At 39.7% G+C, this 15,130-nt stretch carries 13 protein-coding genes, 1 tRNA gene and 1 pseudogene; 6 read left to right on the top strand and 9 right to left on the bottom strand.

The window, feature by feature from the left end; all coding sequences use genetic code 11:
* The first annotated feature begins 800 nt into the window (after positions 1–800).
* Entirely contained in the window at positions 801–2,561 is a 1,761-nt protein-coding gene (locus H6G77_RS22855) for a glycosyltransferase family 39 protein (protein ID WP_313954517.1), read from the top strand.
* Positions 2,562–3,201: 640 nt separating this feature from the next.
* Positions 3,202–4,848 carry an iron uptake porin gene (locus H6G77_RS22850; RefSeq protein ID WP_190676742.1) on the top strand — a complete coding sequence of 549 codons (1,647 nt, stop codon included), beginning with the start codon at positions 3,202–3,204 and terminating at the stop codon, positions 4,846–4,848.
* 119 nt (positions 4,849–4,967) lie between these two features.
* Here H6G77_RS22850 and H6G77_RS22845 read toward each other — a convergent pair whose 3' ends face one another.
* The 4 genes from H6G77_RS22845 to H6G77_RS22830 all read right to left on the bottom strand — a co-directional run bounded on the left by H6G77_RS22845 (position 4,968) and on the right by H6G77_RS22830 (position 8,739).
* A complete protein-coding gene (locus H6G77_RS22845) occupies positions 4,968–6,230 on the bottom strand; it encodes an ATP-binding cassette domain-containing protein (RefSeq protein WP_190872809.1) in 1,263 nt (420 codons plus the stop codon).
* A gap of 147 nt (positions 6,231–6,377) precedes the next feature.
* The gene (locus tag H6G77_RS22840; RefSeq protein WP_190591515.1) at positions 6,378–6,638 is read right to left on the bottom strand and encodes a MoaD/ThiS family protein; all 261 of its coding nucleotides are present in this window, start codon (positions 6,636–6,638) and stop codon (positions 6,378–6,380) included.
* A 294-nt stretch (positions 6,639–6,932) separates the two neighbouring features.
* Positions 6,933–8,192, bottom strand: a complete 1,260-nt coding sequence (locus H6G77_RS22835; protein WP_190872808.1) for an EndoU domain-containing protein — start codon at positions 8,190–8,192, stop codon at positions 6,933–6,935.
* 217 nt (positions 8,193–8,409) lie between these two features.
* A complete protein-coding gene (locus H6G77_RS22830) occupies positions 8,410–8,739 on the bottom strand; it encodes a hypothetical protein (protein WP_190872807.1) in 330 nt (109 codons plus the stop codon).
* An 11-nt stretch (positions 8,740–8,750) separates the two neighbouring features.
* Between H6G77_RS22830 and H6G77_RS22825 the strand changes: the two are divergent.
* Positions 8,751–9,566 (top strand): annotated as a pseudogene (locus H6G77_RS22825) (RNA-guided endonuclease InsQ/TnpB family protein).
* Positions 9,567–9,571: 5 nt separating this feature from the next.
* Here the strand turns inward: H6G77_RS22825 and H6G77_RS22820 are convergent.
* Positions 9,572–9,868: a hypothetical protein gene (locus H6G77_RS22820; RefSeq protein ID WP_062294907.1), complete on the bottom strand. Its 297-nt coding sequence runs from the start codon at positions 9,866–9,868 to the stop codon at positions 9,572–9,574.
* A gap of 84 nt (positions 9,869–9,952) precedes the next feature.
* Here H6G77_RS22820 and H6G77_RS22815 point away from each other — a divergent pair, with 84 nt between their 5' ends.
* Complete coding sequence (locus H6G77_RS22815; RefSeq protein ID WP_190872806.1) at positions 9,953–10,453, top strand: DUF1772 domain-containing protein; 501 nt, start codon at positions 9,953–9,955, stop codon at positions 10,451–10,453.
* A gap of 13 nt (positions 10,454–10,466) precedes the next feature.
* Here H6G77_RS22815 and H6G77_RS22810 read toward each other — a convergent pair.
* A tRNA-Ser gene (locus tag H6G77_RS22810) sits at positions 10,467–10,551 on the bottom strand.
* A gap of 107 nt (positions 10,552–10,658) precedes the next feature.
* On the bottom strand, positions 10,659–11,579 hold the full coding sequence (locus H6G77_RS22805) for a TIGR04168 family protein (RefSeq protein ID WP_190872805.1): 921 nt from the start codon (positions 11,577–11,579) through the stop codon (positions 10,659–10,661).
* 551 nt (positions 11,580–12,130) lie between these two features.
* Between H6G77_RS22805 and H6G77_RS22800 the strand changes: the two genes are divergently transcribed.
* Together H6G77_RS22800 and H6G77_RS22795 are read left to right on the top strand one after the other, a co-directional pair.
* Positions 12,131–12,997 (top strand): zinc metalloprotease HtpX, encoded by an 867-nt coding sequence (locus H6G77_RS22800; RefSeq protein WP_190671348.1) that lies wholly within the window; start codon positions 12,131–12,133, stop codon positions 12,995–12,997.
* A gap of 46 nt (positions 12,998–13,043) precedes the next feature.
* Positions 13,044–13,448 (top strand): hypothetical protein, encoded by a 405-nt coding sequence (locus H6G77_RS22795; protein ID WP_190595209.1) that lies wholly within the window; start codon positions 13,044–13,046, stop codon positions 13,446–13,448.
* Positions 13,449–13,514: 66 nt separating this feature from the next.
* Here the strand turns inward: H6G77_RS22795 and H6G77_RS22790 are convergent, their stop codons facing one another.
* Positions 13,515–14,474, bottom strand: a complete 960-nt coding sequence (locus H6G77_RS22790) for a polyprenyl synthetase family protein (RefSeq protein ID WP_190671350.1) — start codon at positions 14,472–14,474, stop codon at positions 13,515–13,517.
* Positions 14,467–14,922 (bottom strand): hypothetical protein, encoded by a 456-nt coding sequence (locus tag H6G77_RS22785; protein ID WP_190872804.1) that lies wholly within the window; start codon positions 14,920–14,922, stop codon positions 14,467–14,469. Before H6G77_RS22785 ends, H6G77_RS22790 begins: the two co-directional genes overlap by 8 nt.
* Positions 14,923–15,130: the final 208 nt, after the last annotated feature.

The following is a 15,130-nucleotide window of genomic DNA, read 5'->3' as shown; positions in this document are numbered from 1 at the left end:
CAGTAGCCAAGTTGCTCAGGACATTGGCAAATTTTGAAGACAGCAAAACACTTTAAACTCTTTTACATACTTCGTTTAAATGTAAAGAATTGATAACTTTCTCTAAGGGTAAAATATTACTTGTTAAAATAAAAACATAGTTTGCTAAACATTTAGCTACAAAGTCTCTCTTTTTAAATCCTTTATTATTGCTCTGATACTCAGTGATTAGCTTTGAAGATACTTTACTTTAAAAGTATCTTTTTTATTGTGAATATAGGAATACGGTTTGATTCCTGAATCTAGTTGTGTGGTGCGCGTTCGCAAAGCGTCTCGCACAGAAGCGCAGCGCCAGCGCGATAGGCAGGGAGTAGGAAAGAAGCCTGCTCTAGGTGTACTGATTTTTTCCCAAATCAAATATAAGTCCTATACATACAACCTCTCTGCATGATTTTGGGTTTTAAGCTTGTATCTCATTTACCCAAAATACGCTATGACTAACTATCAAATTTGTTCTGATTAGATTAGTAACTGTTATCTGCTGTGTCTTGATTTTTGATATTCAATATCAAAATTAACAATTTTTATTCAAATTTGATCTAAAGCCACAAAACTGATATTAGTAATAATACTGTTGACTGATAACTTTGTACAATACTTGATCTGTCTAACGATAGATTGACTATGGTATCCCAATTCTATCAATCTGACAGTTACAAACTAGCATAACAAAATTTAAATTAATGCTGAGATTTCAACAGAACTATTATACAAAGTTCCTAAAAGCTTGGCCTTATTACATCACAATTTTAATTTTGTTGGTGGTTTTTGCTATTTACAGCTATTCAATTTTCACCGAAAAATTATATTTAGGAAGCTTTGTAGATAAAGGAGCGCGTTTCTTAATTGCTATGCAATATGCTCAAGAACCAAGCAAAGCTTTAGAGCTAAGTTCTTGGGTAGCAATTTGGCCGCCTATTCCTTTTATTATACAGTCTTTTATTCTGCGCTTGGTGCTGTTTCTGGGAGTGTCTGATATTAGTTTAGGTATTAAAGCCATTGAGTTGACTAGTGTTACTCTTGTTTTAATAGGTTTCTTTTTTATTAGTCGTGCTGTTGCTCTACAAACTAATGATAGCACTGGTGTTTTAGCTTGTTTAATGTGTTTATGCACGCCTTTACTATTGGATTTGGCACATACTCCAATGTCGGAAGGATATAGCTTTTTCTTTGTTGCAATAGCTATCTACAGTGTATTGAATTATCTGGAATCAAATAAAAAAATCAGTTATGTAATTGCAATATTCTGCTTTGTTTTAGCTTATTTTTGTCGGACAGAAAGTTTATTTTTTTCTTTGATTGCTGGAGCTTTTCTGATCGCACATAAACGCTGGAAGCCAGCACTATTGCTAGTAAGTATCACAATAGCAGTAGCATTAGCTCAAATATTAGGGGCTAATTTTTTGATCCAAGGTAACAAAATTTATGATAGGGACATCTGGGGAGAACCGCCATTAGAAAGGTTAAGACAAGCACAACAAATGCTGCTGGTATTGTTGAGATATAATAAAAAGCTGGTTTTTCTGTCGTTAATATGGATTATCCCTCTAGTTTATTTTCAGTTCAGTCAGGGAGCTAAGGCGAATAATACAATCATTACTGCTCCCAGAAATATTCAGCCTAATTTGATATATACTCTACGTCGATTCCGAAATTGGCTAGTTAATGATGCTATTGCTATTTGGACTATTTTGTTTTTATTTTCACTAGCATTCCCAGTTATTCTCATAATTAGAGGTGGGCTGACTTATCAACCAAGATTTATGTTTTGGGCTAATATTTTTATGATTGTTATTCTTGCCCTAATTATTGCGCGGACTAATTATATTATTTCTTCAATAAGAAATAGAAAATTAGGGAAACAGTTAGTGATTGTAAGTCTGACATTAGTAACAGTGTTCTCTCTTTCATCTGGATTTTCTTATGCAAGTGCAAGTGTGAAAATCCAGAAAATGCCATCTGATGTCAAGGATGTGGTTCATTTTATATCTGAACATCAAGTATCAAACACTCGCATAGCATTTGATTTTTTAAGATGGGAAGAATATAGTTTAGCTGCTTATTTATTAGATCCGAAAATTAAGACGGTTGCAACTCAATTTTCCTTGAGATGGACTGTGTTTCCGCGAGAGATTGATCCAGAAGTGACATCTTTGTTAAGTGAAAAATTTGATATCCCTGCGCCGGAAAATACACCAGAAGGACAAGTGGCTATTGTACACGCTTATATTCATGCTAAACATCCTGGATATTTTGTCATAGCCAGTAATAGTTTGTATGAAAAGCTCAAGCAAAAATATAAAAATCAAGAGATAGTCAATGGTGCTGGGACAATTAACCGTCTGCGAAAGTACTTAACTCCAAAAGATACTGCTAATTCAATCTTTGATTTTCAATCGCCTTATATTTTGCCTGACAAGAAAATTATCTTGACGAAAGTTTATGAGAATGATTCTTTTATTGTTCTTAAAAATGTCAGAATTCAGGAGCCAGAAGTCAGGATTCAGAATGTTGGTATATGAAGTAAAATTCTTCTAGGTCAATCGATAAATTATGACTCCAAACGTAGACACCAGTAAACAACCAATAATCAGTCCAAAACAATATAGGAATCGGGCGTATCGTTTTTTATTTAAGGTGTGAAGGTCACAAAGACTCGTGGTTTTATCAGTTTTAACGTGGCGTGTAAAAGGTTTAAGGGCTATTAAGCTTATCGAGGCTATGTTTTAAATTATTTCGTCTCCCCGTCAGGGCGATCGCTTCATAATGGTAGTTAACAATTTGAATTTACTGTAGATCGGTTTATATCAGTGCATCCACAACCCAAACTCTCAAAACACCAACCAGTATACAAGCAGGATTTATCTCCTTTTCCTCAACCTCTTGACAAATGTGCAATTCTCTTAACCTCTCACGGATGTAATACAAGCTGTATGGAAATTAACAAGTTTGTTTTTACTTAAAAAATCAAGATACTTTTGATGCTGAGATAATTGAGATAAAACCGTTAAATCAAGAGTTTACACGGAGAAATATAAAAAAATAAAGAAGTTTCGGCACAATAGCAGCTAAATCAGCAAAAGAGAAAATAAAGTATTATGGGATACATTTAGAAGACGGCGATCGCGTCATTCTAACAAAACAGTGTGAGGAAAAAATAACATGTCTCATTTATTGTGGAAAACACTGGTATTATCTCCAGTCTGTTTAGGCGTAGCTATTTTATGTTCATCCAAGGTAGTAGCGGCTGAAATTGAAACCAACTCACCCACACCTCAACAGCAGTTGATTTCTCAAGCCACAACTGAAGCCAGTCCAGTTTTAGAACAAGTCAACCAATACAGCCAAGAAGGTAAAAACCAAAATTCCCTATCTCAAGTCACATCAGTTTCGCAATTTTCTGACGTACAGCCCACAGATTGGGCATTTCAAGCATTGCAATCTTTAGTTGAACGCTACGGATGTATTGCAGGTTATCCTAACGGTACTTATCGCGGTAATCGTGCTTTGACACGTTATGAATTTGCCGCAGGTTTAAACGCTTGTTTAGATAGAGTTAATGAACTGATTGCAACAGCAACCGCCGACTTAGTAACAAAAGAAGACTTAGCCACACTCCAGCGTTTGCAAGAAGAATTTTCCGCAGAACTGGCAACCTTACGCGGTAGAGTAGACGCACTAGAAGCACGCACCGCCGAGTTAGAAGCGAATCAATTTTCCACCACTACCAAACTCGTTGGTGAAGCTGTCTTTGCTGTCACCGATAGCTTTGGCGACAACGACAACAACAACACCGTCTTTCAAGATAGGGTGCGTCTGGACTTCCAAACCAGCTTCACAGGTAAAGATATCCTACATACTCGGATTGCCACTGGTAACGCCAGTGTTTTACCTTTAGCAAACGACACTTTTGAGGGAACACAAACATTTAACGTGTTCCTTGGTAGTGGCAATAGTGCGTTTATCGATTGGTTAGCATATTACTTCCCTGTGGGTAACTCGCAAGTTTATGTTGCAGCTACTGGCGGTATTCATAGCGATTACGTTCCTACCGTCAACCCCTACTTTGAAGATTTTGACGGTGGTAATGGTGCTTTATCTACCTTTGCTGGCGAAAGTCCAATTTATCGTATCGGTGGCGGTGCAGGTGCGGCGCTGAACTTAGCCTTTGGTGGTGGCGGTACTTTTAAACCTTCATTAACCTTGGGTTACTTAGCTTCCGAAGGAAATAACCCCAATTCTGGTTCCGGTTTATTTGCTGGTAACTATGCAGCTTTAGCACAATTAAACTTGAATGTTGGCGATCGCCTTACCTTAGCTGCCACCTACGTTAACGGGTATCATGGTGCAGGTAGCGCCTTATTCGATTTTGGTTCAGTAACCACTGGTGTTGTTGGTACTCGACAAGCTAACTTTGTCGATAGTGGTAATCCCTACGTCAGTAACTCCTATGGTTTTGAAGCAGCTTTCAGACCTAGCGATAAACTATCCATTAGTGGTTTTGCCCTCTATAGCCAAGTTAGAGGCTTTGGCGCTAATGATGATGGCGAAGTTTGGAGTTATGGACTAGGGGTAGCTTTGCCTGATTTCGGTAAAAAAGGCAACGTTTTAGGCATTTTTGGCGGCGCTCAACCCTATCTTGGTAGTAACACTAACAGCAATCCTTTCCACATCGAAGGCTTTTATAAATACCGCGTCAGCGACAACATTTCCATTACCCCTGGTGTAATTTGGTTAACCAATCCTGGTCAAACTGCTAATGCTGATGATGCAATCATCGGTACTTTGAGAACCACCTTTACTTTCTAGAAAGTTTCATCAGTTAAAGATGTCTCTTGTTTAGAAATCAAGATACCCGACTTCTTTAATAAGTCGGGTATCTAAGCAAATGCGATTTTCACAAATTAAATAGAATAGCTGGATTAATATTAAAAGTCATTTGCAGGGAAGATGGCTAGTTCTGTTTCTGGGTCGAAAAAGTGAATTTTTTCGGGATTGATTGATAACCATAATTGTTCGCCAATCTTTAGCTGTCGGTCTGTGGGAACTCTGACTTGCAAGTAAGGCGCATTAGGGTCTATTGGAGAGTCTGGTTCAGTTAGTCTGACACTCAAGAACGCATCATTGCCGAGATTTTCTACCAAATCTACTTTGACAGGCAAATTTTTAGTAGCAGGTAAACTCAGGTTCAGATGTTCGGGACGAATACCTAAAATTAAGGTTTGTTTATCATATTTTTGTAGGGCTTTTCCCCAACTTTCGGGAAGGGTGAAACGAAAGAGGGGATGGTTAATTAATAATGGTGCAGAAAATTCTACCGGGATAAAATTCATCGGTGGTGAACCAATAAATTCAGCGACGAAGCGGTTAGCAGGACGGTTATATAGTTCTAATGGAGAAGCAAGTTGTTGAATTTGACCTTGATTCATGATGGCGATGCGATCGCCCATTGTCATTGCTTCTGTTTGGTCGTGGGTAACGTAAATTGTGGTTGTGCCTAATTGTCGCTGCAATTTCACAATTTGAGCGCGAGTTTCTGCCCGTAATTTGGCATCTAAATTTGATAATGGTTCATCCATTAAAAATACTTGGGGATTACGCGCGATCGCTCTTCCTAATGCTACCCGTTGTCTTTGTCCCCCTGATAGTTGTTTGGGTAAGCGATTTAGCAGCATTTCAATTTGTAATAATTGCGCTACAGAATGCACCTGCGTCTCAATTAATCTTTCTTTTGCAGAAACGTAACGCAGCCCTTTCGGTAATTTCCTCGTTCCTTCAACCAAAAGATTCTCTGTCCAGTTAGGGAGTTGGGAGCGTTCATTTACCCCAGTCCCCAATTCCCTGCGGCGTAACCCAAAAGCAATGTTGTCATACACCGTCATGTGGGGATAGAGGGCGTAATTTTGAAACACCATTGCAATGTCTCGTTCTTTGGGTGGTAAATCATTCACCAAGCGATCGCCTACTAAAATATTGCCACCAGTCAGGGTTTCTAAGCCTGCAATTAACCGCAGCAGAGTGCTTTTACCACAGCCAGAAGGCCCCACCAGCACCATAAATTCACCATCGGCTATTGTCAGGTTAATTCGCCGCAAAACATTAATATTCTCCACACGTTCTGGGGTTGTACTGCTGTCGCCTTTACGCGGAGGGAAACTTTTATAAACGTTTTCTACAATTACTTGCGCCACAGGTATTAGTGATTGTCCTTGGTCATTATTTATAAGTCATTGGTCATTAACTGAAAACAAATGACCAATGACAAAGGACATTTTAACGCCCATCAGCGATTAAGTACCCAAATTCTCAAATCAGAATGACATCTGTTTTAGAGCATACTACCCGCCACTCACAGGCGGAATTAGTACCACTTCATCACCATTGTGGAGTAATGTCTCTGGTTCAACAAAAATCAAATTGATACCAAAGCGGGTGATATCGCGCCATTTAGCGAGTTCTGGACGTTCTGCAATCAGGCGATCGCACACGGCTTGCACTGGTGTACCTTCAGGAAGTTCCAGCACCAATTCTGACAACCCAAAAGCTTCTTGATAAGCAGCAAATAATTTTACTGTGACAGTGATTGCAGATGTAGACATACAAAAGCTTAGTATTCTAGAACCTTGCTCAATCTAGAGTTTCCTAGACTGAGATATGACACAGCTTCTTCAGCCACTGTCATTTGTAACCAATAGTACAACTTGGATATTTGTTTATGTAGTTAGCAAAAATACTATCATCCATTCTTCCATAAAAAATGATGAAAAAAGTAAATAGCACAGATACAAAAAATTCTCTTTTGAGAAGAGGCGAATAGTAATCAAGGTGTAAGGGCTTTTCTTACTTACACCTCTACACTGTAGATTTTTGTCTGAATTTATGAGTTTAATTACTCAATTACAGTTAGCGCCGCTAGGGGTAGCATCAGGATAAAAAGTCCGAATACCACCTGATCTTCTGACAAATACAGCTTTAAAAGTTCTACCTTCATCAGTCACACTGAGAAGACAGGTTTGGTTAGTGCTGGTAGTGTTGGGGTTATTTTTGTAACCCAAAGATGCGTTAGACAAAATTTCCTCGGCATTCAAAGTATAAGGATAACCTTTAATGCTAGATTGAGAAGTCCCACTACCTACTCTCATGATCGCACCTATAGTGTAGATTGTGTTCGGCACGACTTCTTCGTTAGATGTATTATTGTTCAGTCGTCCAGCTAAACCTTGATTTTGCAACTGTAAATAACGACCAACAAAATGCAATCCACCAATAGCACCCCCTTGTACTGGTTCACCGCAGAATACATGGTCAAAACCTGCGACATTAAACCACACATCGGTTAAATCGTTCAAGAAATCAACTGTGGAAGTCCGACCTGGTTTGAGGTATCCTCCCACATAATTCTGAATATTTGCCAATACAGTGAGGTTATTATTCATCAATGTTTGGAAACCAGTGCGACTCACAACTGTACCTGGAGCGCCGCAAAGATTCACTACTGCTGTGTCAAAGCTATTGAGAGATGGGGCGGGAGGCGTGACATCAGCCGGACTACCATAAGCCAACCCAGACACAGAGTTGTTGACGTTATCAAAGAAAGGTACAGAACCTGGGGGTAGAGAAGAAGTAGAACCGTAATCAGTAATTACGATGTCATCAATATTGGTTCTGTTTGCAGTTCCATCAGTTTTGCGAATGTCACAGCGAACTGTACCAGGAATATTGGCGGTAATAGTCGCTGTTTGCAAGGTTGTAGAATTGGTATTAACAATTGCACCTACTGGTGAGTAAGAAGCGCCACTGTTAGTTGAACACCAAACGCCCCAGCTAGAATTACCATCATTACCAAATTTAGCGTGTTTGACAGTGATCGAACCTGCACCTGTAGTCCGGTCAAATCTCATGGAGAGAATACCACTATTGCGGATACGGGCAGATTGAGTACCATTTTTGACATCAGTGCTAAGATTCCCCAGTAGAGCATCATTAAAATTCCATGTACCTGTTCTCAGCACAACATTTGCTGCTGCGTAACTGCCTTTTGTACCAATTTCAAAATCTTCCGTAATTGTGGCACTATTGGCACTACTTACACAAACAGTAAATAGGATAAATGTTCCAACTGATATCTGTAAGGGAAAAGCTAACTTAGACATACTTAATTGATTTAATTAGTGGGTGATAGCGAACTAGAAAAGACGATAATTTCCGTTACTTTTCAGATAACAAAATCATCATGTAAAATACAGGAGATGAATTTGAAAAAACACATTACAGTTAGCGACGCGGCTATCAATTGTCCCGTCTGTTTATTAAATCTCGATTAAATCTCAGTTAAAGTTTAAGTTAGTAACTTATTCTCTAATTCAGTAATCAATCTTCATCATTTACCCAGAGTATTCCCATCTGTGTCTCAGTTACAAAAATTACTCCTGTGTCAAAGGTTGCTGGTGTCAGAGAATCCCAAGCAATCATGGCAGAATAGTTATTAACAAATTCTGCGTTAGTAAAAAATTTACAGTGAGGTTGAAATAAATCAAATACTTGATGAGAGATTCTTTCTGCCTCTTCTACCTGCATAATTTTTGAGGAATAGGCTAAATCTTGAGTCAGGACAAATACTATAATTTTGTTGGCTGCTGTTTGCGTAATTTCTTGCCAGCGATCGCCAATACCAACATAACCTATTTGTCTAACAAACAAATCAAGAATTTCTGTTAAATTTTCAGCCTCGTCAAGCAGAAAAAATTGATAAAACGCTGGAGATGCTGCGTTGTCAGTATAATTATCTGCTTGCTCAGAGGTTTGACTGGTATGAACAAAATCGCTGTCCTATCGATAGATGCCCATTAATTTGTCATTTGCCGGAGTTAAAAGAGCAGCCCAACTATTACAATCAAAAAGCGTCTTTAGTTCAACTAAAAATTGATAGACCTTGGTACAAAGAGATTCACTCTCAAGTATTGCAGGAAGTCCCTAAAAAAGTTGAATTGGCTTTTGATAGATGGTTGAAAGGTGATGCTAACAGCAAAAAGTCTGATTGAGTAAACAGCACAAAAAAGTCGCTGATACTCGCAAAGACTTTCACTTTAAAACAGTTAAATTACTGCTTGATAAGTATGATGTTGTAGCTGTTGAAAAGTTGAATATTAAGGGACTGGTTAAAACAAGACTGGCTAAAAGTGTTAATGATGCCGGATGGGGACAGTTTGTAACAATACTTTCAAATAAAGCCGAAAATGCTGGTTTGAAGGTAATAGCTGTTAAACCAAATGGTACTAGTCAAGAATGTTCTAACTGTGGTCACAAAGTTAAAAAGCTGTTATCTCAAAGAATGCACAATTGCCCTGCTTGTCATACTAGTCTGTGCAGAGATTTGAATGCGGCTATAAACATAAAGAACCGTGGGACGCATGGTCTTAAAGCTCAATTAATGTCTTCCTAGAAGAGTCATTGAGAAGCCCACACTCACCCGAAGGGGAGTGTGTGGAGTACGTCACGCTTGTCAAAAATTAAATAACGACAAATGACAAAATTACTCCCAAGTGGAGACATCACGCAGCACATCGGGGATTTCTCCCATCTCTAGGGGAAATTCCAGCAAAGTTTCTCTGTAACCTAAATATCCAGACTCCGCAAAAGATAACAACATTCTTCTCAGGGCGAACCAAACTTCGGATTCATATTCCCAATCACTATAACGTGAAGCCCGACCTGCAATTGAACGTAAAGCCCAAAAATAAGAGTTTCTCACCACTGAACCGCCTTTTTTAAACTCTGGCAAATCTGGGTGGTGGAGAAATAATACTTGATTTTCAATTCTGGCTTTCACGTTAAATAGTTAAATAGAACAGGGCAGTGATAGTACATTTATAGTACTTCTTTCTGGAATATCAATTCAAATGTAGGAGGGTTGATGATCAGTTTTGACCACTGGCCTTTTATACTCAAACTTGGCGCTACCTTGGGCTGTGGGCTAGTGGCGGGAGTCTTTTTTGCTTTTTCGACTTTTGTGATGAATGCACTGGCTAGACTCCAGCCCAAAGCCGGGATTGTTGCTATGCAGTCCATTAATATCACAGCAATCAATCCGTTGTTTATGGTGGCACTTTTCGGCACAGCTTTAGCTTGTTTGGTTTTAGCGATCGCTTCATTTTCCAAGTTACATCAACCCAGTGCAGCCTACTTGCTGTTTGGCAGCCTACTTTACCTGATTGGCACGGTTGGGGTAACGATCGCCTTCAATGTACCTCTAAATGATGCCTTGGCGATCGTTGATCCAGATAGCACCGAGGGCGCAAATTTATGGACTAGATATCTGAGCGACTGGACATTTTGGAATCACATCCGCACAATAGCAGCATTTGGGGCTACTATATTGCTGATTCTTGCCCTTCGCCAACCAAGTGGACGATGAGTATCTCAAACAACGGAGAAGGGGAGATTCGAACTCCCGGAACCTTTCGGTTCATCCGATTTCAAGTCGGACGCAATCGACCACTCTGCCACCTCTCCAGTAAAACTGTCTAGCTACTGCTTACCTGGTTTTTTGGTGAGCCAAAAAGCTGACAGATAATACTATATCTTACATCTACGCAGGTTGCACTACTCAAAGCAAATGTCTACGATTCACTGGGTGAAGCAGGATATAAAATTTCCTCTGAGATTACCTGAAAATCTTGTCCCACCCAAACTAAAGCCGCTTTTGTGACTACTCCTGCTTGTAAGTGGACAATTGAGAAATTACGCTGCTTGTGTCCTTCATGTTCGATAATTCTGGGGACGCTGGCGGCATTTAAGTAAATTGTGCCTTCTGGACTTTGAAACACTGATTTACGTAGTTCTTTTTTGGTGTGACGCAGATTGTGGTGCATGTGTCCAAAGGTAACGAGGGGAATGGTTTTACCAATGGTGATAGTCTGAGAAATAGCTGCTGCAAAGTCGGGATCGCCAAAGTCGCCGCCGATGGGATGCCAATCTTTACCACAAGGGTCATCGGGGCGATCGCCTAATCCACTCGGCCCGTTGTGACCCAAAAAAATAATTGCATCACCAGCCGCACTTTTAACCGCCGCTAGAATTTTAGCTGCTGATTCTTCAAAATTTGTCACACCGTAACGTTCTTTGCAGATATCGGCAAATCTCCATTCTGGGCCTCCCCAAGTAAAAGGACGACCACCAACAACGGTTAAATTCCATTGGGGAAAATCTAATTGGCTGTAACCGACATGGGCTGTATCCAGTAAATCTAGTTGTTCTTGCACCCAGTCTTCTTTTGTGCGATCGTAGGGACATTTTTTCCGTCCCCATTCTGTAGCCGTATACCAAGCATCGTGGTTGCCCATAACTGCTGCTTTGGGGATATCCAGGGATGCGATCGCCCTCACCACTTCCACTGATTCATTGCCAAAATCTCCCACAAATAGCACTAAATCCACACTCAAATGCTTGAGTGCAATGGCATCATCCACTTCCCATTGGTCGTGAATATCTCCAACTACAGCAATTTTGAGAGTTTGTGATGGTTTTTTCTGACTGGTCATGCCGCTTTCCTTGCTGTCTATCTCCAGGATATGAAACTCAGGGAAATTTTGACACTATCTCCGCCAGAGTATGGAAAAGAACAATATTGTGGAAGGATTCAGAAGTCAGAATTCAGAAGTCAGAATGTAATCAGTGGGGAACAATATCCACTAATCGAATAGAATTGGCAAGCTGAATTCTTCTGTAAGTATATTGAGTATTAATTACTATAGGACTAATATTGGATTTATGAAAAAAATCAGTAAACTCAGGTCAGGCTTCTTTCCTACTCCCTGCTTACACAACTAGATTCAGAAATTAAATCGGATTCCTATATATATTTTTTCTTAATTGATAATTTCATTTAAACTTCTGGCTTGATTAACTAAACCCTAAATTTCGTTCTTTTCAAATAAGTTATTATTTGCTGACTTGAGTAGGATAACCGTACAGAATGGGGGCGCAATCTCTACCTGATAACTGCCTGTTTGGGTCGATACAATCTATGTGTGGCTTAAGTAATGCTGTGATTGAGAAAAGCTTAATACAGCATTAATAGGAGAGCATAAATATGGGAAATCAATTTAAAACAGTTGCTTTGTTAGGTGCGCTCAGTGGTTTATTAATTGCGATAAGTTACTGGGTATTTGGTGGCACTGGCGGCTTAATTATTGGTATTGGTTTAGCAGCAGTAACTAATCTATTTTCTTGGTATCAATCAGATAAGATTGCATTAGCAGTATACCGCGCCCAGCCAGTGAGTGCTGCCCAAGCACCAGGGCTGTATCGGATGGTGGAAAAATTAGCTAAACGCGCTAACATCCCCATGCCTGGAGTTTACATCGTTCCTGGTCAAACTGCTAACGCCTTTGCAACAGGACGCGACCCCGAACACGCGGCTGTGGCTGTGACTGAAGGTATTTTAAATATTCTCCCCGAAGACGAGTTAGAAGGCGTGATTGCCCACGAATTAACGCACATTATCAATCGTGACACCTTAACCCAAGCAGTAGCCGCAACGATCGCCGGTGCGATTTCTTTTCTCGCCCAGATGGTGAGTTACAGTTTGTGGTTTAGCGGTGGTTCACGGGACGATGATAGAGGTGGCAATCCTTTAGGAATATTGTTAACTGTATTGTTAGCGCCAGTAGCTGCAACAGTAATTCAATTAGGTATATCGCGTACAAGAGAATTTTCTGCTGATGCTGGTGCTGCCAAATTAACAGGTAATCCCCGTGCATTAGCCCGCGCTTTGCAAAGATTAGAAGCCACAGCACGACAATTACCTTTAGATGCGAATCCAGCTTTTGAACCGTTATTAATTATCAATCCTATCTCTGGCAAGTTTTTAGGTAACTTATTTTCTAGTCACCCTGACACAGAATCACGAGTTGAACAATTGCTGAAATTAGAACAACAACTGTCTACAAAATATTAGTCATTAGTCATTTGTTGGAAAAGTTAATTCTGAGGATATTATCATTATGACTGGTAATAATTTTGAATCAATTGAATCTACTGTAGTTGTAGAAATCAGTTCTCAAACTAACGAAATGGTAGAAGCTGAAATGGCTGGGGAGACTGATGAAGTGAAGAACGAAACCAAAGCTTTAATTGAAGCACTTAAAAGACGCGCCCAAGCTGAAGCAGAATCAGCCGGAACTCTTACCCGCGAAACTTATTTAAATGCTGTGCGCCAAGCACGCCAAGCCATTGAAGGTGAAAAACTCATTGAACGCGATCGCCTAGAAAATGCTTGGACTGTGATCCAAGAAGAAGCTGAGAAAAACTGGCACTTACTTTGGAAAGAATTTGCTGATTTTGGCGATCGCCTCCAAAATGCAGCCAAAGCCGCCTGGGAAGCCTTCAACGCCCCTCGTAATCAATAATAAACCCCCAGGGTAGAGATGTTGCAGTGAAACGTCTCTACCTTCAACTGAAAGAAGTCAAGCCAACTAATTTCGCACCACAGGTTGTAATAGAAGTTCGCCATTACGTAAATACCAATCCAGCCAAAGCTGTAAAATATTGCTTCCTTCTGGGTTAGGCAACTTAGCCAGAGATTTGATTGCCTGATCTCGATGATCAAGGGCTATATTCATTAGTCGAGTGCGAACTTCCATTTCATCTAATAATTCACAAATCTTGATTCTGTTATATTCTTGCTTGTGAAATAAGCTGGCTAATTTTTGTGCATTAGGATGTTCTAGAGTCAAACCTAATAAGACAGGAAAAGTTTTCTTTTCTATTTCACGGATATTTTCTGTAACTGGAAACCACAGGGATTCAATATCATCAAGAATTTGCGTCATCCAACCTAAATGAGTGCCGCATTGAACACATAAGGCGATAATGTCTGCATCACAAGCAGACAGATAACTAGCGATCGCAGTGGCAAATTGATATGCTTTAACGGTCTTCAGGTTGACTATTTCTCGATATTCATCTAAAGAATTAATAGTCTGACTGATATCTTTATCTTGTCCTTGGCATACTTGCAAGAATGAATAGAAATAGTCCTGCAAGAGTCCTTCTAAGTTATCTGAAGGAAGTTTAAAATTTATGAACTCACGGGTTGCAACAGCATTCAAAGCCATTGCATAATTAATTGCCCGACCAACTCCCAAAGATTGGTAAAGTCCATCTGGTGCATCCATATCAATACAATCATCAACAATTCGGAAAGATAGACTGATCAGTGTTACTGATGCAGCTACAGCAATCAGATCATCAATTTTTGCGCCTATGGATATCCCAGTGGCGATCGGTATAATGGCTGTGGGATTAAGTGGATCATCAAGTATCTCGTCTACCACTTTCCCTAATTCCTGCCATTCATCTTCGACAAGGCTAATAATTTTTTGACGGATTTGAGCTAGTATTTCAACTAGATTAATTGCAAGTTTACTAATCATCTGATTCTACATCTTCAGTAGGTCTTATAGCTTCGTCTGAGTAAGCAATGATTTTTCCTTTATTACTCACAGTTGCATATCTTTTAATGTTGGTTAATTTTCTTGTTGTTCTGACAGCAGAAGCTAAATCTGGATCGCTCACAAATACTGTTGATGGATCTACTATGACTTGCAAGATTGTCAGCCCTTCGTTGTATTTGGTAGTATCTCCAAAAAAGTTTTTAGCAACTACACAGGCGTAAGTTTCGTTATTACATAAGTAAATATAGCCTTTAGCATTAGCTTCACCAGAAGTACCTACAGCACCGCCTGTGCCACCATAAGTTGGGTCTAAGCCAGTTTGTAATATTGATTGTGCTGCTGGTGTTGTTGTTGTGTGATACATGATAGTTTCTTCACGAGGATGATATAAAACTGTTGGAACTTCTTCTCTAGGAAATTCGCCCATACTATTCAGCCAAGTGGTGACAGTAGCTACGTCATAAGGTACTAAATTCAGGTGTCCTACTATATCACTTTTAATTTTTGCTGCTTTTGGCTCTACTCACATCTTGCACCTGGAAATATGAATGTCAAAACCACAACTACGTGCAAGGGGAGTTAGCCGTTCAACGTCAAGTAAAAGTAGATACACAACTATATGAGGAAAAATAGAC

The organism is Aulosira sp. FACHB-615, assembly GCF_014698045.1.
In the GTDB taxonomy this organism is placed as follows: Bacteria; Cyanobacteriota; Cyanobacteriia; order Cyanobacteriales; family Nostocaceae; genus Nostoc_B.
Note: the sequence above shows the minus strand (reverse complement) of the source record. Positions and strands in the feature narration are given on the sequence as shown.